Here is a 20115-nt window from a genome sequence, read left to right on the forward strand (position 1 = left end):
AGTACAATTTACCATATTTGTACATACTATGTCAATACTTATTAAAAAATTAAGAGTTAGAGGTAATAAATTCTACGATTAATTAACAACCTGTTTGTTATAAGCATTTTACCCCACCACTCCTATTATATATTACTTTATCGTAAGCAGAACTCTTATCAGTTAGTTATAATAATTAAAGGGTAGTAAGGTTAAATATGATTTTCCAATTTAAGTAAAATAAGTAAATAGGACAAAAATTAAGTCAACAGAAAACTTCAACGATAGTCCTAATAGTTACAATACTCCAAAGAATTGAGAAGCAGATATACTCTTGCAGTTAAATTTCAACTCCAAAGAATCTTTTGATTTTCAGCTTATCTTCTGAGGATAAGTTTGATTTAAATTGATATATTTCTTTTTTATTATCACTCTCTGGTCTGAATTTAAATGTTTTATTAATTGTTTTTATTGTTGCTATCTGATCAGGATCAGAGCCTTTAGGAAAACTAAATTCTACTACTTTATCTCCATTTCTTAATCCGGCTTTATAAGCGTTACTGTTAGGGTTAATATTATGTATAATTTTGTTTTTTAAGATTTTATCCCTATTAAAACCACGCTCATACGGACCCATTTTTATTTTTTCCAGAGGTAAAATAGAGGCAGCAGCAGTTAAATCAATTATTTTTCCTTGATCTATAAATATAGCAATTTCCTGTTCAATCCCTTGGAATATATAGTTTTTAGCGCTCTCTTTAAAAGATTTTACAGAAAATGGTTGTTGTTTTGCGATTTTAAACAGATCTAATATAATATTATCTATAGATTTTGTATCATCATGGAGTTTAATAAGGCTATTTAGGTAAATAGCAAAAACAAAACCGCGAGTATACGGAAGTTTTTGTACATTTTCATTTTTCCAGTAACTATTTTTGATCGTGGTGTTAGGTTGATTTATCACAGGAGATAAGTAGTAATTTCTCAATATTTGATTGCATTCATCAATAAATTCTTCAAGCGAAATACCTCCAGAACGTAATGCTAGAACCCTTGCATAATAATCAGTAAATCCTTCACTCCACCAATAATCCAAGCTGTCTCGCCCATTATTATGTATTTTACCTCCTAGCCAATTATGTAAATGCTCATGGGCAAAAAGAATATAATAATCCAAATGCTTCATGCCTTTTGGTAAATAAGCTGCAAAACTATCGTATAATCTAGTTCCTCCCATTGAATTTGTATCATTTCCTTCAATTAAACTTATAACATAATAAGGAAAATCATGATCATTAAAGAACGACCTTTGAGTTTTAACAATCTCTTGAAGTGAAGTAACAATTAAGCCATCTTTAATATCAAAAGACCCATAGAGTGACAAGAAAACCGGATTTTTATTATCAGCAATCTGATACATACGTAAGTTTCCTGCCGCATAAATTGCATGTAGTAATTCCTGCGCTTTTGCTCTAAAATTGAGGAACTGAGCAATCCCGTAAGATGAAATCGTTTTCCATTTACTCGGCATTTCTTTCCATTCTATAGAAAAAGATACTTCACCTGCCTCTCGTGCATCATTTGGTATGGCAAATATTCCATAACCGACACTATGTACTAAATCTGTACGGATAATTGCTTCATGGACTTCGGCCGGATCACCCTTTTTTTGATGAATCTCATAATTTATAATAACTCTATCAGTAGACTTAGGTGTTGCTATGATCAGCTGGTTGCAAAGTTCATTATTTGAAATTATGCGATAGCTAAAATTATCTACCTTAACCTCTTTCAGCTGTTCTACATATTCACCGCTAGCCCATCTGCATGGCAAATCAACAACTAATTGATCCTTTATATCCCCTCTAATATCTGCCGTTACTTTTATTGCCGGTGCTTTATTTCCGAATAAAGGAGTAATGGTATAATAAATTGAGGAATAGCTATTAGCAAAAACAACATTAGACGATGCAATACCCCATAAGAAAATAATTATAATACAGCTACTAAATTTATTCATATGTAAGATATAAATAAATCGTGTTCATTAAGTAGTGTAAGGGTTTCTGCAGGTTTTACAATTATCACCCCGGATTTTTGGATAGCAAGGCCATTATAGCCATGTTTCGCAAGGTAAAATATAGTATCTGGGCCAATTGTCGGTAGATCAAGACGCATATCCTGCGTTAACTTGGCCATTTTAACCAGAACCCCTCCTCTTTCAGTTTTTCTGAGCAATTCACAGCGCCTAATTAAAGCGTCAGTTCCTTCTGCAGCTTCAATACCAAGTACATAACCATCAGCAATGATAACTGACTGCCCGATATCAAGATTGCTTAAAGATTTAATAACTTGCGAGCCAAGCTCAATATCTATTTGATCCTGTTTAGAAGGCAATTTATTACTCACATATAATTTTTCATAAGTGCCAAGCTCTAATAAAGTTTTAGGGGAAATAACTTTGAAACCTTTCGATTCAATAAAATCAGAAATTATCTTTAATATATTATCATCACCTAAAAATTTTTCCTTTAAAATTTTAGCTATTAAGAGAGAACCTGCTTTATCTACTTTCACCGATTTTAAATCAGGCCTTGTTATACCGCCGATGATAATAATTTCTTTTACATTATTTTCTCTAAAATACTCAAGAAGTGCCCCAACCGATCCTATCGGGAACTGCTTGTACTGATATTTAGTAATGTGTAAAATATCGGTTTCCCCTTCCAGAACAGCAATATAAACATTGCCTCCTTGTTTTAAGTGTAAATCTGCAATCTCAGAGGGCAACAGCCCACTTCCAGCGATAATACCTAAGTTATTCTTATTTAAAACCACAAAAACTCCTGTTTTTATCGGCCAGAAGAAATTCAGCTATCTCTTGGACAATTTTATTATCGGGGTAATTCTCCCGAGCAAGTTCAATGCGTTTAGTAAAAACATTTTCGGAATTTTCATTAAATATCTCTCTTATTACTTTGCTTGCTTCCAGAGATTGCTGTTTATCAAAACCACGCCTATTCATACCAACCAAATTAAGACCTTCCAGGTGAGCCCTATCACTTGTTGCAAGGCCATAAGGAACAAGATCTCTTACTACCGCAGATATCCCACCTATCATTGTATGAGAGCCCACTCTAACAAACTGCTGCACAGCTGAAAGACCTCCGATAATTGCAAAGTCCCCTACATTAACATGACCAGCAAGACTAACATAATTAGCAAAAATTACATTATTGCCGACAGTACAATTATGGGCAATATGAACACCTACCATAAATAAGCAATTATCACCAATAGTAGTACGCATTGAACCGTCCTCAGTTCCATGCTGAATCGTTACATATTCTCGAATTGTATTGTTTTTACCAATAATAATTTCTGAATCTTCCCCCTGATATTTTAAAGTCTGTGGATAACATAAGGAAGCAAATGGATAAATAATTGTTGCTTCACCAATTGTCACTCTCCCCTCAATAACCACATGTGATTTTATTTCTACGTTATCCCCAATAATAGCCTTATCGCCAATAATTGAAAATGGTCCTATTTTTACATTATTTCCAATTTTAGCCTTTTTACTAACTAGGGCACTCTTATGTATCATCTCTTATCCTTTATTTTTATCTCTTACCATTGCAGTAAAAACTGCTTCCGATGCGATTTTACCGTCAACTTCTGCACGTGCCTTGAATTTCCAAACAGAACCACGGTTTTGAACTATACTAGAATACATAACCAGACAATCCCCCGGTTCTACTATTTTCCTAAATTTTGATTCCTCAATAGACATAAAAAATACTTCTTTATCTTCAGTAGTCTCCATGGATTTAGCCACTAGCACAGCTGATAATTGCGCCATTGCTTCAATAATTAAAACTCCTGGCATTATCGGCCTGCTTGGGAAATGCCCAGTAAATTGAGGTTCATTAAAAGTTATATTTTTAATACCAATTATAGATTCCCCTAAAATTATTTCTTTAATTCTATCTATCAATAAAAAAGGATACCTATGAGGTATTATCGACATTATTTGATTGATATCCATTGATGTATCTTCTTGCGTATTCATTTCTTTTTTTCATTAATTAATTTTTTTAAAATTATGGTCTGCCTATGCCAGTCCTTTATCGGAACAGCCGGCGTTCCTCCCATAATTCCTGATTCCTTTATATCCTGAATTACCCCGCCTTGACCAGCAATTTGTACATTATCAGTAATGGTAATATGTCCTGCCACTCCTACCTGCCCTCCAAGTGCACAATAAGAACCTATCACACTACTACCAGCAATACCCACCTGCGCTACCAGAATTGCACCTTTTTTTATGTGAACATTATGACCTATTTGAACTAAATTATCTATTCTACATAAATCCTCAATTATTGTATTATTCATCGAACCTCGATCAATAGTTGTGTTTGCGCCGATTTCAACATTATTGCCTATTATTACCGATCCCGTATGATATATTTTTTTATGCACCCCTTGATGAGTAGCAAAACCGAAACCGTCCTGTCCGATTCTAGCTCCAGGTAGGATTACTACATCATCACCTATTAACGCATAAGAAATAGATACATTTGAACCAATTCTAGCTCTGTGGCCAATTCGGACACCGTAATCAACGAAACTACCTGATTCAATTACGCAATCATCTCCTATCTCAACATTTTCTTCTATTACCACATTATGATCTATATAACAATTTTTACCAATTTTAGCAGATTTAGCTATAAATGCGGAAGGTGCTATCCACCCTTTCAGTTCTTTTGCCGGAGCATAAAATAAATCAACTAGCAAAGCGTAAGCATAATAAGGATTTGGTACTTGAAGCAGAATAGGGATGATTTTAGACTCTAGCTCGAAATTTAGAGGAACAAGACAGACAGCTGCTTTACACACTTTAAGCCCAGCTACATATTTTTTATTGCTTAGAAACGTTAAATCCCCACTACCTGCATCTTTTAAGGATTTGATATCGCCTATCAAGAGATCAGTTTGATTATATGCAATATTTGCACCAATAACAGAAGCAATCTGGCCTAATTTAAATGGGCCCCAATTTTTACAGAAGCGATTTTCAGACACTAGAATAACCTTATATTATATATAATTTATGATAAGAATAATAGAAGCAAAATCCTAGTAAATAAAACAAATATTATTTTATGTTGCAAATTTTAAATGATAAGTTTTTTGATATTTATTGCTTATATTTTATTATAAAAATAATTGCAATAATAGCAGTATAATAAGTGATATTAACAGTCATGCGGAACAACATTACCGTATCTTCTGGTAATTTATATTTAGATGCTAAATATAAGCCAGGGCTGATTAAATACAATAATCCAAGCTTAAATAATAGATAAAACCGTTGCATGTTTCAAAATCGATTATAATTATAATGATAAAAATTTTTAGTTAATTATATTAACATCCCAAGAGGTTTTACCAAGATCAGGGGGCGTGAAATGAAATAAAGCAGTATTATCAACCCTCTGTGGTGGTTTGCTGATAGCTGCAAGTATAGCCATAATTATACCACCGTGTGCTACAAATAATATACTTTGATAAAGGGGTAAATGGTAGTTAGTAGCTTTCACTGCTCTACTTACAAACTCGGAAAAAGCTTCCGCACCCGTCGGTACTATACCCTGTTTCCACCATTTTTCTGGTTCAAAAGGAGTGTCCTTGTAAGAACAATCCCCTTTTACTTTTCCTTCCATAACACCCCAGCAAAATTCCTGTAAGTCATTTTCGATGAAGACAGGTTGGCGAATTTTATTGCCTATTATTTCTGCTGTTGCATAAGCTCTTTTAAGTGGTGAGGTAACGATTGCATCAATTGGTAAAACTTGAATTTTCTCAGCTACTGTTTTTGCTTGTAAGACACCGTTTTTATTTAACGGAATGTCTGACTGGCCCATAATTCTCTGCTGTTTGTTCCAGTCAGTCTCTCCGTGACGTAAAAAGTAAAAGGACTTGTGTATAAAAGGCATCTTAATTACTGCTTAAAAACTTACATCATTAGTAGCACGTTCTCTTTCGAAATACTTTAATATTATAATATGTAAAATCTAAGCACAACTACTATCAAGAAACCGCAATTCAGATTAATTGAAGTATTTTCTCTCAGTTATGTTTTCATCTTCACTAACTGGCTTGTTTTTCCATTTTTTAGCTACTTCCCTTTTTTCACCTTTAGAAGTTGGTGGTGGGGTAACATTTTTAGGAATCACGGCTTTTTCATTTAGCTGAACTTCTTTTTTAGGTTTTTCAGGCTGAGAACCCTCAGCATTTTTGATAGTTAATTTTGCTTTACCACGATCAAAACCTATAAGCTTTACTTTAACTTTTTGTCCTTCTTTTAGAGATCCTGTAACCGACTCCACCCTTTCATGCGAAATTTCGCTAATATGGACAAATCCATCTCTATTGCCGGAATAATTAACAAAAGCTCCTGCTTCTAAGATTTTCACTACTGTGCCTTCAAAAATATCACCTATTTCAGGATCAACTGCAATTGCTTTTACTCTGCTAATTGCGGCATCCAATTTATCCCTACCAACCGCCGATATGGAAACTAGTCCTTCATCTGTGATGTCAATTTTAGCTCCTGTTGTTTCGCAGATCTCTCTAATAATTTTCCCCCCAGGGCCAATTATTTCCCTAATTTTATCCTTACCGACCTTAAAGGATTCTATCATCGGGGCATTTTGACTTACTAAATTATTAGTTGTGATAGCTGTAGCCATTTTACCCAAAATATGAATGCGTCCGGCTTTTGCTTGCTCTAGAGCTTTTTCCATTATTTCAAAAGTAATACCCCTAACTTTAATATCCATCTGTAAGGCAGTAATACCATCTTTGCTACCGGCAACCTTAAAGTCCATGTCTCCTAAATGATCCTCGTCAGCAATAATATCTGATAAAACTATAAAATTATCACCTTCCTTAATAAGACCCATAGCAATACCTGAAATTGGGGCTATCATTGGAATACCCGCATCCATCATAGACATTGAACCGCCACAAACTGTTGCCATTGAAGATGAACCGTTAGATTCCGTAATTTCCGATACCACCCTTATGGTATAAGGAAATTCAGTTCTTGTTGGCAAAGCTCTCTTTAAAGCTCTCCAGGCAAGTTTGCCATGCCCCACTTCCCTTCTGCTTGGTGCTCTAAGAGGTGACGCATCGCCTACACAATATGGTGGAAACAAGTAATTTAACAGGAAATACTCCTTATATTCCCCTTCCAAAGCGTCAATTATCTGCTCATCCTGACCTGTACCAAGAGTTGTTATTACTAGCCCTTGGGTTTCACCTCTTGTAAATAAAGCAGAACCGTGGGTACTTGGAAACAAGGAGGTTTCACACTCTATTGGTCTAATTTCATCAGGTTTTCTACCATCAATTCTGACCCTATTTTTTAAAGCATCAGCTCTAAGGATTTCAGATTCTACTTCTTTAAAAGCAAAAATCACCTGAACCGCACTATATTCTTCATTAGCAGTAAATTTTTCTATCATTGCTGATCTTATATCACTAATTAAAGTATATCTTTCCTGTTTTATTTGGAGCGTAAAGGCTTCTTTAATCGCTTCTTTTGTTAAATTTCGTATTTGGTCTTTTAGAACTTGCGGAAATAGCTCTTTTGTTTCCCACGGAGCTTTATCAACAGCTTTTTTGAGATCTTCTATCAGTTCTATTACTGGCTGGAATCCTTGATGACCAAATTTTACTGCTTCGAGCATTTGCTCTTCGGTAAGCAATGACGCTTCTGACTCTACCATCATTACTGAGTCTTTTGTACCTGCCACAACCAAATCTAATTTACTATTCCCTAGCTCTTCAAGCGAAGGATTTAAAACATATTGTCCGTCAATGTACCCAACTCTACTTGCAGCAACTATGTCCAGATAAGGAATACCAGAAACGGCAAGCGCAGCCGAAGCTCCTATTATTGATAAAATATCAAGATTATGTTTTGGATCATAAGAATGTACCGTACAAAGAACTTGCGTTTCATTTAAAAAACCAGGATGAAATAACGGCCTTATAGGACGATCTATTAATCTTGAGACTAATATTTCTTTTTCACTACCTCTTCCTTCTCTTTTAAAAAAACCACCAGGAATTTTTCCTGCAGCATAAGCACGTTCCTGATAATTAACAGTAAGGGGAAAGAAATCTGCTCCCTCTTTTACCTGTTTTGCACTAACTACCGTAGATAAAATTGCCGCATCACCCATTTTCAGCATTACTGCGCCATCGGCCTGGCGTGCTATTTTACCGGTAGATAATTCAAGATCAGAACCATTCCAGTTAGTTTTTTTTATTATTTCGTTAAACATCCATTTACCTTTTTCTAATTTATTGTTTAGTATACGAACCATCAAAATGGCTAAATGCCGGTTGGCGTCCTGGTTTATAGTTCCCAAGCTGAAATTGACACCTTCCAAAGCTCTAGATGGTAGTTCCTACCCGTATGTATTGATCTATGCCACACCCATTAAAAACTTATGGATTAGGTATCTCCTATAAAATCACTTCTGTGTATGATGCCTAAAACTAATCCTATAAATCTAACCAGATTACAATATGTATTACTAATTTTCTTAACAAACGACAAAGGGTCTTTTAAGACCCTTTACCATCTCTATTTCCTAATACCAAGCTTGTTTATTAGCTTAACATACCTATCAAGGCTTTGACTTTTTAGATAATTAAGTAACCTACGCCTGCGTCCGACTAACATTAAAAGCCCTCTTCTTGAAGAGAAATCTTTATGATTACTCTGCAAGTGTTCAGTCAGGTTTTTGATTCTTTCCGAAAGGATAGCACATTGCACTTCAACAGAACCTGTATCATTCTCGGCGTTTGCATATTCCTTTATTAGCTTTGTTTTCACCTCTGCTTGTATCGACATCATTCCTCTCCATCTTTTTTATAGTTAAACACTCTTGAAGATTTGAAGCTTTCATCAGATAAACTACCTATAGCCAAAATTTTGTTATCGTATTTAAGCCAGATCTGATCATGATTTTCTACTTTATCGAAATCACATTGCTGGCCATACCTAATTTTCTGGGCAACTAATTCATCTACTTCAAGTACCGGGATGTCGTCTAGTACATCTTCAACCTTCAAGCACTTACTTTTAACTACAGCATGAGCTTCATCAAAAGTTTTGCAGTTTATGTTAAACATATTTATTGAGTTTTCTTCAGTAAATATTCCAACCCTTGTGCGGCGCAATTCTACCACAAATCCTAAACTATGCAAGGATAAAGAAATATCTTCCGCTAGGGTTCTAACATATGTACCTTTAGAACAATTGACCACATAAGTTGCACGCTTAGTATGACTATCATAACATAATAATTTTAAGTCATAAATTGTTATGAAACGTGGGTTTACTTCAAATTCTTTATTCTGCCTTGCCAGCTTATAAGCCCTAACTCCATTGATTTTTAGTGCTGAATATATCGGAGGTATTTGCTTGATTATACCAACAAATTTATGGCATACATTCAGGCATTCATCTTCTGTAGGAATAATATCTGTTTTTTTAATAATTTTCCCAGCCAAATCACCGGTATCAGTTTGAGAGCCAAACTGAATAGTAAATATATACTCTTTTGAACTATTAATGAGAATACTTACTAATTTTGTTGCCTGGCCAATAGCTATCGGCAGGACTCCTTCTGCTTCCAGATCTAAAGTTCCGGTATGACCAATCCTAGATTTTTTAAAATAACTTTTAACAACTGCTACCGCTTTAGCAGAACTTATACCCCTTGGTTTATATAAATTAAGCCAGCCGTCCACAAAAGGCCTAAAGGGCTATCTAAAATTTAAAACCGAAACCGGCAGAAATCACTAGTGGATTCCAGTTAACTTTTGAACTGATACCATCGGTAGCAAGGAAGCCTTTTTTAAATTTAACCTTTGTTTTTAACAAATATTGCCTGATATCTAAGGTAAATAAGGTATCATCTTTTGAGATAAAATCTACACCTGCCTGGAGTACAGGTCCAAAACCACTATCAACTTTAATAGCTTTTGAACGTGTATGCATGTAGGTCCCATTAAGACCAGCACCAACATAAGGCCTAAGACCACCATATGGAGCAGCATGATACTGGGCAGATAAGGTAACTGGGACCATAAAAATTTGGTTTCTTTTTCCAAGACCAGTACCACCGCTACCGTAAGCATCTGCAGCACCTAAGAGCGTAGAAGATTTACCTTTGTAGAAACCAAGACCAAGAGAGACCTCAGCTGCAATATTTTCAGTTACAAATATTGTCATAGCTGTATCAAAGCCATACCCCTGTTGTGCAAGTTTTCCGGGTTTTGAAGCCCCCGCAATTGTCGGAGCAGGTAAGTTGCTCATTTTTGCATTTGTAGCGGCATAAAAGCCTCTAATTTTAAACAGCAAGATACTTTCTGTGAACTCATTGCGGGTTTGAATTTTTACGAAATAAAACCATTATAGCCTTGTATTTAAAAGGTTTGTAGATATATTGAGTATTCGAACTCATTGCTGGTTTCATAGTTTAAAAACGGGTGGGTTTTTATTCTCGTCGATAAGATTTTGGAACTGCAGCTTTTGTATTGGAATTTTTGATGATTTTATAATCAAATTGCTTAATTTTTGGCAATTTGGGCAGTATTCTCCCTTTAGCTTCATCCGCACCTTGTTTAATCCATGCTTAGCCGTTATCCACAAAAATGCCGCAGGTTAACCATGCTGTAGGCTATAGTTTTCAGAGCATAATGGTTTATGCTGTGGAATTCAAATCTCAGTAACAACCGTTTGAATTTATCTTCCCAGGCAAATATTCTCTCTATCGTTCTAAACCTTTCTTTAAAGATTTTCCGGCAAAAAGTTTGCTTTCTTCCTCGCTTAGATTTCTTGCGACTCCTTTTATTCTCTGGCATATTAGGAGTCATGCCAAGATTAAAAATTGCTTTACGATTTTTACGTGAATTATATACACCATCTAAGCTCATGGTACTTTCCTTGAGATCTATACCTATTAGTTTTACAATCTTTTTTAAGTTTGATATTGCAGGAGTAAGCAGGATTCCTTCATTCCTATTACCCGGAGCAGTAACAAAAGGCGCAATAACATTGCAGTTTCTATCACAAAACGGTACAACCTTGTCTCCTTTAGTGTGTTTATGACCATTATACCCTAAGTTGTCACCCCTTTTTTAGCAGAAGTACAAGTACCATCACCATGTAATATATCAGTATCAAGCATTCCAGCTTTAAATAACCTTGCCACCGAAGCTTCGAAAATCTTATCAAAGCATCCGTGCTTAACCCAGAACTTAAAAGCATTATAGATATTAGTATAGTGAATTTCTGGCATGCCGTCTTTATTTTTGTCTATTGGTATCTGTTCCCATTGGCAACCAGTATGCATGAGTTTAAGAATGTAATTAAATAATTTGAAAAATGATATCTTTTTACTTGGACCACGTGTGCCTTTTTTAAGATGCGGTAAGACAAATTCGTTAAATTCATCTTCTCTCAAAACAGTAGGAAGCTTGTTGTATCGTCTAATTCTGCTCATTCTATTTGGTTACTTAAATAAAATTAATGAATACTCAATATATCTACAAACCTTTTAAATACAAGGCTATAATGGTTTTATTTCGTAAAAATTCAAACCCGCAATGAGTTCAAAGCATCCGTGCTTAACCCAGAACTTAAAAGCATTATAGATATTAGTATAGTGAATTTCTGGCATGCCGTCTTTATTTTTGTCTATTGGTATCTGTTCCCATTGGCAACCAGTATGCATGAGTTTAAGAATGTAATTAAATAATTTGAAAAATGATATCTTTTTACTTGGACCACGTGTGCCTTTTTTAAGATGCGGTAAGACAAATTCGTTAAATTCATCTTCTCTCAAAACAGTAGGAAGCTTGTTGTATCGTCTAATTCTGCTCATTCTATTTGGTTACTTAAATAAAATTAATGAATACTCAATATATCTACAAACCTTTTAAATACAAGGCTATAATGGTTTTATTTCGTAAAAATTCAAACCCGCAATGAGTTCAAAGCATCCGTGCTTAACCCAGAACTTAAAAGCATTATAGATATTAGTATAGTGAATTTCTGGCATGCCGTCTTTATTTTTGTCTATTGGTATCTGTTCCCATTGGCAACCAGTATGCATGAGTTTAAGAATGTAATTAAATAATGAACTCATTGCGGGTTTGAATTTTTACGAAATAAAACCATTATAGCCTTGTATTTAAAAGGTTTGTAGATATATTGAGTATTCATTAATTTTATTTAAGTAACCAAATAGAATGAGCAGAATTAGACGATACAACAAGCTTCCTACTGTTTTGAGAGAAGATGAATTTAACGAATTTGTCTTACCGCATCTTAAAAAAGGCACACGTGGTCCAAGTAAAAAGATATCATTTTTCAAATTATTTAATTACATTCTTAAACTCATGCATACTGGTTGCCAATGGGAACAGATACCAATAGACAAAAATAAAGACGGCATGCCAGAAATTCACTATACTAATATCTATAATGCTTTTAAGTTCTGGGTTAAGCACGGATGCTTTGATAAGATTTTCGAAGCTTCGGTGGCAAGGTTATTTAAAGCTGGAATGCTTGATACTGATATATTACATGGTGATGGTACTTGTACTTCTGCTAAAAAAGGGGTGACAACTTAGGGTATAATGGTCATAAACACACTAAAGGAGACAAGGTTGTACCGTTTTGTGATAGAAACTGCAATGTTATTGCGCCTTTTGTTACTGCTCCGGGTAATAGGAATGAAGGAATCCTGCTTACTCCTGCAATATCAAACTTAAAAAAGATTGTAAAACTAATAGGTATAGATCTCAAGGAAAGTACCATGAGCTTAGATGGTGTATATAATTCACGTAAAAATCGTAAAGCAATTTTTAATCTTGGCATGACTCCTAATATGCCAGAGAATAAAAGGAGTCGCAAGAAATCTAAGCGAGGAAGAAAGCAAACTTTTTGCCGGAAAATCTTTAAAGAAAGGTTTAGAACGATAGAGAGAATATTTGCCTGGGAAGATAAATTCAAACGGTTGTTACTGAGATTTGAATTCCACAGCATAAACCATTATGCTCTGAAAACTATAGCCTACAGCATGGTTAACCTGCGGCATTTTTGTGGATAACGGCTAAGCATGGATTAAACAAGGTGCGGATGAAGCTAAAGGGAGAATACTGCCCAAATTGCCAAAAATTAAGCAATTTGATTATAAAATCATCAAAAATTCCAATACAAAAGCTGCAGTTCCAAAATCTTATCGACGAGAATAAAAACCCACCCGTTTTTAAACTATGAAACCAGCAATGAGTTCTTAATTTGAACATTATATCGTTTGAGTAAAATTTTTATAAACAGTTAAAAAATTCATATGGTCTTCTACATTATGCACTCGCAAAAAATCAACTTTTTCTGCTAAAAAACAAGAAACAGCTATAGTTTCTATATCTCTTTGAGCCGCAGTTCGACAAGTAAAGGCACTAAGATAGGATTTTCTAGAATGACCTATCATTATTTTTACTCCAAATTTTTGAAGCTCAACTACCTTTTGCAGAATTTCGATATTTTGATAAGTGGATTTACCAAAACCGATACCAGGATCTAGAATAATCTGATCAAGAGAAAACCCGAGTGTAAGCAATCGATCAATATTAACTTTTCCCCACTCTACAATAACATCTACAGGTTTTTTTTCGAGGGGAATAATTATTTCCTTAGTTGGCGGTATGGTAAGAGAGTGCATTAAGCATATTTTACAATTTTTGGCGGCTATTAATTTTAATGTATCATCATCAAGTTCACCTTTTACATCATTAATCCACGCCACAGGATAATTTTCGAGGAGTTTACTTATTACTGAAGGCCAAAACGTATCAATACTAATAGTTAGTGTCCGATCTTGCATAAATTGTATAATATTATCGAGAACCGGTTTTAATTTATTATACTCCTGATCAGGGCCAGCTATAACTGCTCCTGGTCTCGTAGATTGCGCCCCAATTTCAATGGTACTAGCTCCATCAGCGGCTAGTTTTAGCACTTGCTGAATCGCTTTATCAGTTTGGCTAAAATTACCTCCATCCGAAAAGGAATCATGCGTAACATTTACCACACCTACTAATTGAGGCGATAATACCAAGCTTTTCTTAAATGAAGGAGAAAATCCAACATTTTGCCAGGCTTTTAACCCCATAAGAGCAAGAAGATGATGCAAGAAAGGCCGATTAGCTAACTCAGGATGGGGAATTTTGAGGTCAGAAGAGTTAATTTCTAGTTTATCCCAAAGAAGAATATCCAAATCAATAATCCGAGGTGACCATAACTCGTAAAATTCAGGCCTTCCCATTTCAGTTTCAATGGATTTTAAAGCTGCAAGCAATTCACTAGGTGATAACTCTGTTTCTCCCGAAACTATCATATTTAAAAACGGTTTGTTCCACTCAATTGGCGCATTTTCCGGTAAAATAGCTTCTGTTTCTAGCACTATAGAACAAGTAGTGTTATGCAAACAGCGTTGTATTAGAAAGGCAGATGCTGTTCTTAAATTATTTATACGATTCCCCAAATTGGAGCCCAGGCTTATATATACCATGCTTACTCCTTTGTAGAACTTAAGTCATCACAATAAGTAAAAGTAACACCTCCGTAAATATCAGGCACAGGTGGCGACATTTTATGACCAGTAACGCCGATAAAGGTAACAAGAGACCTATGTTGTTTTAAAGAATCCTTTACAACCTGATAAATTTCTGCCGTTAAATGTTCAATTAAATTGAATTGCCTATTTCGGCAAAAAGATTTTACGTTTTGGACAAGGTCAGAGTAACAAACAGTATCTTCTAATTTATCGCTTGTTGCACCTTCTGGCAGGGCTTTAAAATATAATTCGACATTCAAACTAAGGAGTTGAGGATTAAATTTCTCCTGGTCGCTGCAGCCAAGACGAACCCAAATTCGCAAATCTAAAATTGAAAGCTTAAATAATTTATCTGGTGGGATATAACCTCTTATTTTAATAATTTCTGGTTTACCTTAAGTTACCAGCAAGCCTGTTACTTATCTTAAACAACTAACCTGCAAGGTTACTTCTTAGAGCTAGAGATATATAAAAACTATATTATGAGGTATTTAGATTGTCAACCAGAAAGCAGTTTGAAGTTTATATTTATACGCTTTTTCCTGCTTAAATTTTTTCAAAACCCCTTCTTTATATCACTTAATCTAATTAATTTTTATTTTTGATAAATATAATATAGTTAAAATTTATTAAATTTTATTCTTGTAAATTAAGTTAATTTATGTTAATAATTACTCAATTTAATTGAGGGTAAAAACATGAGCAAAAAAACCAACCTAGAGTACCATCCTTCACAAGAATTACCTTTTATTAGTCACTTACAAAAATTAGAGGATTCTATAACAGATAGCCATGCTGCAATAGATCACGACAACTGGGAAGATCTAAAAACATGTATAGATATACTAAAAGATCATACGCTAAGTGATGAGCTAATTATCAGATTTACTAAACTTGGGACATCCTTGCAAAATACCGGTATGATTATTAGTTCATTTTATGATGCATTACTTGGCTTAAACCATGAGCAATTATCAAAAGCCCTAGAAGAGGTAAGCACTTTTAAATATAAGTTATCAGAAAATGCAAGGGAATATTTATTTGAGCAGATTTTTATAGGCGCGGCTGCTAGTAAATTCAACACCGTACAAATGACTGAAATTATTTATAATTTGTCAATGCCAAATTCTCCAGCTTGGGCTAAGAAAGCTACTGAATTCATGGCGCATTTAAGCAGCTTAAAGGATGAAGATCAACAAATTTACAGTTTAACATGGCATAGATATACAGAACCTAAAATGGTTTTTGAATTCTTTAAAAACATCAATATCAAAGAATATTTAACTCCGCTAAACGCTTATTCTCAAGCAAGAGTAATTGAAAAAATATTTGAACTAAAAAATGTTAAAGAAGCATCGAATTTATTGAAAAAATTATCGCACGAGATAAACGAATTTTTACAAGAAATGGATCCATCTGTTCAAAAAATATTTATAAGAGAAGCATTTGATCTCCCAAATACAGAAACCGGAGCTAAAATCGCAGCAGAAGGGCTATTAACAGAAGTTTGTGAACTTTTACCGGACATGAATCCGTCTGTGCTCCAATATCTAGAAAGCAACAATTATTTTATTACTTCACCTAAAGAATATGACCCAAATTTTAATATTCTGGCTTCGTCTATGAAAGCAGCAAAAAAAATAAAGCTAGACCTTGAGAAAAAGTTAGTCACTGATGATCAATTCAAAAAACTGCTCTTGCTAACAAAGAACGATTTTTTTATAGAGCTATCCTACTATGCAATTGATGATCATAAACATATTAATAAGGATATAATAAAGACATTAATATTAGCAGGCCTCAAAGAAGAGATAGCACCATACTTTAACTTGTCTGATATACATGATGAAAAAGAGCAAATAACATCAATAAAAGAAATATTTGCACTTTGGCACTCTGAAAAAGAGTTGCAAAAGGATGTATTTGATGTTTTGGTAAATTTTTATGTTAAACTTCTGCCAAAAGTCTCCTCAGAAGTACAAGAAACATTTATCGCAGAGTTATTCGATCCAAAGGGTTTAGGACTTGGACATTTCACAGCTTTTTCTAAAGAACTCATTGCGGGTTTGAATTTTTACGAAATAAAACCATTATAGCCTTGTATTTAAAAGGTTTGTAGATATATTGAGTATTCATTAATTTTATTTAAGTAACCAAATAGAATGAGCAGAATTAGACGATACAACAAGCTTCCTACTGTTTTGAGAGAAGATGAATTTAACGAATTTGTCTTACCGCATCTTAAAAAAGGCACACGTGGTCCAAGTAAAAAGATATCATTTTTCAAATTATTTAATTACATTCTTAAACTCATGCATACTGGTTGCCAATGGGAACAGATACCAATAGACAAAAATAAAGACGGCATGCCAGAAATTCACTATACTAATATCTATAATGCTTTTAAGTTCTGGGTTAAGCACGGATGCTTTGATAAGATTTTCGAAGCTTCGGTGGCAAGGTTATTTAAAGCTGGAATGCTTGATACTGATATATTACATGGTGATGGTACTTGTACTTCTGCTAAAAAAGGGGTGACAACTTAGGGTATAATGGTCATAAACACACTAAAGGAGACAAGGTTGTACCGTTTTGTGATAGAAACTGCAATGTTATTGCGCCTTTTGTTACTGCTCCGGGTAATAGGAATGAAGGAATCCTGCTTACTCCTGCAATATCAAACTTAAAAAAGATTGTAAAACTAATAGGTATAGATCTCAAGGAAAGTACCATGAGCTTAGATGGTGTATATAATTCACGTAAAAATCGTAAAGCAATTTTTAATCTTGGCATGACTCCTAATATGCCAGAGAATAAAAGGAGTCGCAAGAAATCTAAGCGAGGAAGAAAGCAAACTTTTTGCCGGAAAATCTTTAAAGAAAGGTTTAGAACGATAGAGAGAATATTTGCCTGGGAAGATAAATTCAAACGGTTGTTACTGAGATTTGAATTCCACAGCATAAACCATTATGCTCTGAAAACTATAGCCTACAGCATGGTTAACCTGCGGCATTTTTGTGGATAACGGCTAAGCATGGATTAAACAAGGTGCGGATGAAGCTAAAGGGAGAATACTGCCCAAATTGCCAAAAATTAAGCAATTTGATTATAAAATCATCAAAAATTCCAATACAAAAGCTGCAGTTCCAAAATCTTATCGACGAGAATAAAAACCTACCCGTTTTTAAACTATGAAACCAGCAATGAGTTTATTATATCAAATTGCTCAAAAAACGTTCCTATTGATAAAATACCTACTGCTTCTTTTTGTTCTTTGGTAAGACTTCGCTGTTGTGCTTCTTGCATTTAAATTAATGATTATTTTATAAATTTTTCCCATTAAAGCAGTTATTTAAACTACTTTTCAACCATTTATTGCACTAATATAATAAATTATTGAGATTCCTTGTTATTTTATAGTATAGGAATTTCAAAATTTGTAACCAGAAAAATTGTTAATCAAAACTTTGAAAATTCGTTTAATAAAATGTAGTTACAAGCCACAATATTAGAAATTATCAACACTTTTATAAAAATCTCTGCCAGAATCTATCTAAAAATAGGTTCAGTTTTACAAATTATGTGGCTAAGACGTGAAAGAAGTGTTCGCCATAATGATGTTATCTAGGCGTTGATAATAATTCATTGATTCTTATTAATAACAATGGCGGAGATAAACCGTAATAAACTTGCCGCAGATTCATACATTTATTGCAATTATAGCAAAACAGAGGATCTATTTTAAAATTCAACCAAATCATTAATCTCCAACTAATGAGCTTGGTTTTCTTATGAACGATTTGATTAATTGCCTTATATACGATAGGTAATTGTACGCCCCTAGTTCTATTAGATAAAAAACCGTAATACCTAATCATTCAAAATAACGATCTGGTATATGCATAATCAGACTAGCTATGAACTGCATCACGGGCATAGTTATGCGATCAATTGTATTATTATAGTGATCAAGAAATTTAAACGTTACCTGCTTTCCGTCGTAATTTTCTATTCTTGTCTCGGAAATAGGGGGCGTTTTATATACCGCCCTAAATATTCTATGTTGCGTTTATGATCATCCGATGGTTTTTGTAAATAAACATACCAACTGATTTCGTATAAACTACTCATCCAGTTATTAAAATTCTCAGCATTTTGATATGCGGACGGCAACTTCAAATTACTTGAGATATATTGAAAGCGAAATAACTCAAGGACTCTATGTCTCCACATTTTTTTAATAGGTTCGGCAGGAAAAAATAATTTTTGCCACTTGCCTTTGCTATTTATACCGCCGCAAGTAACCGATAAATGGATATGAACATTGCGTTTTAAATCTCTACCGAAAGTGTGTAAGGCAGTAAATATACCAACCACAAGATTTTTCTTTGTAGCTATCTCCTTAATAATTCCTGCTGCAATACCGGAAATCAATCCAAACAGATCACGATTGAGCCAAAATATCGGCCATAAAGAGTCCGGCATTGTAAATGTAATGTGCTGCCATCGTGTTTTTGGTAGAACATTGCTAGCCTTACTCACCCATTGATCCGTTTGTTTCTTACCACAACGAGAACAAAACCTACCTTTACAGCTGAATGCTACCGATTTATTGCGGTTACAATCACGGCAGCTATAACGTTTAAATCCTAAATATTTCGTTCCACACGATATAACTTTAGTGACGTTGAAAATAATGCCGTATCTTAGCTTGCCGTATTTTTTAGCGAAATCGAGACCAATTACCACGGTCTAGAAAAATATGTTTTATAGATATTCCTTTACCGACTATTTCCATAAATTACTTATAGTTAATGTTTTCTTACCAAGGAATCTTTCTTCCTTTGCGTTCTAAATCAAATTCTTTACAATCAGGGCAATAGTAAACAGAATTATACTTATGATTGGGAGATATTTTTCGCAACATTATCCAGAAAGCCTTGGCTATTTCCTTATCTCCTTCGGAAAAAATCTTTTTGATCCTGCTGTAAGGAATTGCTTGCTCTTTAGAAATGGCCTTAAGAGTTTTTACCGCTAATTCATTGACCAAATGCTGCTCAGAGTGCAAGTTACTCATAACTCAATTATATATTATCTTATGTATGTCTAACATTCAGTCTTTATAACTCAAGTTAAAACAAATCAAATACCAGTATTATAATCCTCCATAAATATTTATCGGTCAAGAGTATCTTCTTTTAAGCTGCCACCGATAGGTGGCTTATCTTGTTTATATTATTTAATACAGACGATAGTTTCTGGTTAATCTGATTTTAGAAATTTTAGCTAACTGAGCATATAGCTCTAGCTGATTTTTGCAGAAAATAAATTTATGTCCACCTCGGTTACTATCAAAAGTACCCCATGCGCAAATCAGAGTGAGCCCGCCAAATAAATTATTTTGCTGGTAGAGGTGATA

General features: G+C 34.3%; 22 protein-coding genes and 1 pseudogene. 4 read left to right on the forward strand and 19 right to left on the reverse strand.

Annotated features, from left to right (window positions below; all coding sequences use genetic code 11):
• Window positions 1–319: 319 nt before the first annotated feature.
• The 10 genes from N3Z16_RS01530 to N3Z16_RS01575 all read right to left on the reverse strand — a co-directional run bounded on the left by N3Z16_RS01530 (window position 320) and on the right by N3Z16_RS01575 (window position 10387).
• A complete protein-coding gene (locus N3Z16_RS01530; protein ID WP_282486475.1) occupies window positions 320–1999 on the reverse strand; it encodes a M61 family metallopeptidase in 1680 nt (559 codons plus the stop codon).
• Window positions 1996–2817 carry an LpxI family protein gene (locus N3Z16_RS01535; RefSeq protein WP_282486476.1) on the reverse strand — a complete coding sequence of 274 codons (822 nt, stop codon included), beginning with the start codon at window positions 2815–2817 and terminating at the stop codon, window positions 1996–1998. Before N3Z16_RS01535 ends, N3Z16_RS01530 begins: the two co-directional genes overlap by 4 nt.
• Complete coding sequence (gene lpxA, locus N3Z16_RS01540) at window positions 2804–3586, reverse strand: acyl-ACP--UDP-N-acetylglucosamine O-acyltransferase (protein WP_223938685.1); 783 nt, start codon at window positions 3584–3586, stop codon at window positions 2804–2806. The genes N3Z16_RS01535 and lpxA overlap by 14 nt, the downstream gene beginning before the upstream one ends.
• Before the next feature lie 3 nt (window positions 3587–3589).
• Window positions 3590–4051, reverse strand: coding sequence for a 3-hydroxyacyl-ACP dehydratase FabZ (gene fabZ / locus N3Z16_RS01545; protein WP_282486478.1), 462 nt, complete (start codon window positions 4049–4051; stop codon window positions 3590–3592).
• Window positions 4048–5076, reverse strand: a complete 1029-nt coding sequence (gene lpxD / locus N3Z16_RS01550) for a UDP-3-O-(3-hydroxymyristoyl)glucosamine N-acyltransferase (RefSeq protein ID WP_282486934.1) — start codon at window positions 5074–5076, stop codon at window positions 4048–4050. Before lpxD ends, fabZ begins: the two co-directional genes overlap by 4 nt.
• 326 nt (window positions 5077–5402) lie before the next feature.
• Complete coding sequence (locus tag N3Z16_RS01555; protein ID WP_223938689.1) at window positions 5403–5984, reverse strand: histidine phosphatase family protein; 582 nt, start codon at window positions 5982–5984, stop codon at window positions 5403–5405.
• 114 nt (window positions 5985–6098) lie between these two features.
• Entirely contained in the window at window positions 6099–8342 is a 2244-nt protein-coding gene (pnp, locus tag N3Z16_RS01560; RefSeq protein ID WP_282486479.1) for a polyribonucleotide nucleotidyltransferase, read from the reverse strand.
• 305 nt (window positions 8343–8647) lie between these two features.
• Window positions 8648–8917 (reverse strand): 30S ribosomal protein S15, encoded by a 270-nt coding sequence (gene rpsO / locus N3Z16_RS01565; protein ID WP_223938691.1) that lies wholly within the window; start codon window positions 8915–8917, stop codon window positions 8648–8650.
• Window positions 8917–9819 carry a tRNA pseudouridine(55) synthase TruB gene (gene truB, locus N3Z16_RS01570; RefSeq protein WP_282486480.1) on the reverse strand — a complete coding sequence of 301 codons (903 nt, stop codon included), beginning with the start codon at window positions 9817–9819 and terminating at the stop codon, window positions 8917–8919. Before truB ends, rpsO begins: the two co-directional genes overlap by 1 nt.
• Window positions 9820–9838: 19 nt before the next feature.
• Window positions 9839–10387: an OmpW/AlkL family protein gene (locus tag N3Z16_RS01575; RefSeq protein WP_282486482.1), complete on the reverse strand. Its 549-nt coding sequence runs from the start codon at window positions 10385–10387 to the stop codon at window positions 9839–9841.
• A gap of 390 nt (window positions 10388–10777) precedes the next feature.
• Here N3Z16_RS01575 and N3Z16_RS01580 point away from each other — a divergent pair, with 390 nt between their 5' ends.
• The gene (locus tag N3Z16_RS01580) at window positions 10778–11182 is read left to right on the forward strand and encodes a hypothetical protein (protein ID WP_282485820.1); all 405 of its coding nucleotides are present in this window, start codon (window positions 10778–10780) and stop codon (window positions 11180–11182) included.
• A 10-nt stretch (window positions 11183–11192) separates the two neighbouring features.
• Here the strand turns inward: N3Z16_RS01580 and N3Z16_RS01585 are convergent, their stop codons facing one another.
• From N3Z16_RS01585 to N3Z16_RS01595, 3 genes are all read right to left on the reverse strand, one after another.
• Window positions 11193–11576 (reverse strand): hypothetical protein, encoded by a 384-nt coding sequence (locus tag N3Z16_RS01585; protein ID WP_282485819.1) that lies wholly within the window; start codon window positions 11574–11576, stop codon window positions 11193–11195.
• 66 nt (window positions 11577–11642) lie between these two features.
• Window positions 11643–11957 carry a hypothetical protein gene (locus N3Z16_RS01590; protein WP_282486484.1) on the reverse strand — a complete coding sequence of 105 codons (315 nt, stop codon included), beginning with the start codon at window positions 11955–11957 and terminating at the stop codon, window positions 11643–11645.
• A 66-nt stretch (window positions 11958–12023) separates the two neighbouring features.
• Complete coding sequence (locus N3Z16_RS01595; RefSeq protein ID WP_282486485.1) at window positions 12024–12221, reverse strand: hypothetical protein; 198 nt, start codon at window positions 12219–12221, stop codon at window positions 12024–12026.
• 103 nt (window positions 12222–12324) lie between these two features.
• Between N3Z16_RS01595 and N3Z16_RS01600 the strand changes: the two genes are divergently transcribed.
• On the forward strand, window positions 12325–12708 hold the full coding sequence (locus N3Z16_RS01600; protein ID WP_282485819.1) for a hypothetical protein: 384 nt from the start codon (window positions 12325–12327) through the stop codon (window positions 12706–12708).
• A 10-nt stretch (window positions 12709–12718) separates the two neighbouring features.
• Here N3Z16_RS01600 and N3Z16_RS01605 read toward each other — a convergent pair whose 3' ends face one another.
• The 3 genes from N3Z16_RS01605 to N3Z16_RS01615 form a co-directional block, all read right to left on the reverse strand.
• Window positions 12719–13123, reverse strand: coding sequence for a hypothetical protein (locus N3Z16_RS01605; protein ID WP_282485820.1), 405 nt, complete (start codon window positions 13121–13123; stop codon window positions 12719–12721).
• Between the two features lie 262 nt (window positions 13124–13385).
• Entirely contained in the window at window positions 13386–14651 is a 1266-nt protein-coding gene (gene folP / locus N3Z16_RS01610) for a dihydropteroate synthase (protein WP_282486486.1), read from the reverse strand.
• 2 nt (window positions 14652–14653) lie between these two features.
• A complete protein-coding gene (locus N3Z16_RS01615; protein ID WP_341850338.1) occupies window positions 14654–15079 on the reverse strand; it encodes a dihydroneopterin aldolase in 426 nt (141 codons plus the stop codon).
• A 315-nt stretch (window positions 15080–15394) separates the two neighbouring features.
• Here N3Z16_RS01615 and N3Z16_RS01620 point away from each other — a divergent pair, with 315 nt between their 5' ends.
• Window positions 15395–16792, forward strand: a complete 1398-nt coding sequence (locus tag N3Z16_RS01620) for a hypothetical protein (protein ID WP_282486487.1) — start codon at window positions 15395–15397, stop codon at window positions 16790–16792.
• A gap of 66 nt (window positions 16793–16858) precedes the next feature.
• A complete protein-coding gene (locus N3Z16_RS01625; RefSeq protein WP_282485819.1) occupies window positions 16859–17242 on the forward strand; it encodes a hypothetical protein in 384 nt (127 codons plus the stop codon).
• A gap of 10 nt (window positions 17243–17252) precedes the next feature.
• Here N3Z16_RS01625 and N3Z16_RS01630 read toward each other — a convergent pair whose 3' ends face one another.
• From N3Z16_RS01630 to N3Z16_RS01640, 3 genes and pseudogenes are all read right to left on the reverse strand, one after another.
• Window positions 17253–17657 carry a hypothetical protein gene (locus N3Z16_RS01630; RefSeq protein ID WP_282485820.1) on the reverse strand — a complete coding sequence of 135 codons (405 nt, stop codon included), beginning with the start codon at window positions 17655–17657 and terminating at the stop codon, window positions 17253–17255.
• 913 nt (window positions 17658–18570) lie between these two features.
• Window positions 18571–19445 (reverse strand): annotated as a pseudogene (locus N3Z16_RS01635) (IS91 family transposase).
• A gap of 73 nt (window positions 19446–19518) precedes the next feature.
• Window positions 19519–19773: a hypothetical protein gene (locus tag N3Z16_RS01640; RefSeq protein ID WP_282485543.1), complete on the reverse strand. Its 255-nt coding sequence runs from the start codon at window positions 19771–19773 to the stop codon at window positions 19519–19521.
• Window positions 19774–20115: the final 342 nt, after the last annotated feature.

This window comes from Candidatus Megaera polyxenophila (genome assembly GCF_029982035.1).
GTDB lineage: Bacteria > Pseudomonadota > Alphaproteobacteria > Rickettsiales > Rickettsiaceae > Megaera > Megaera polyxenophila.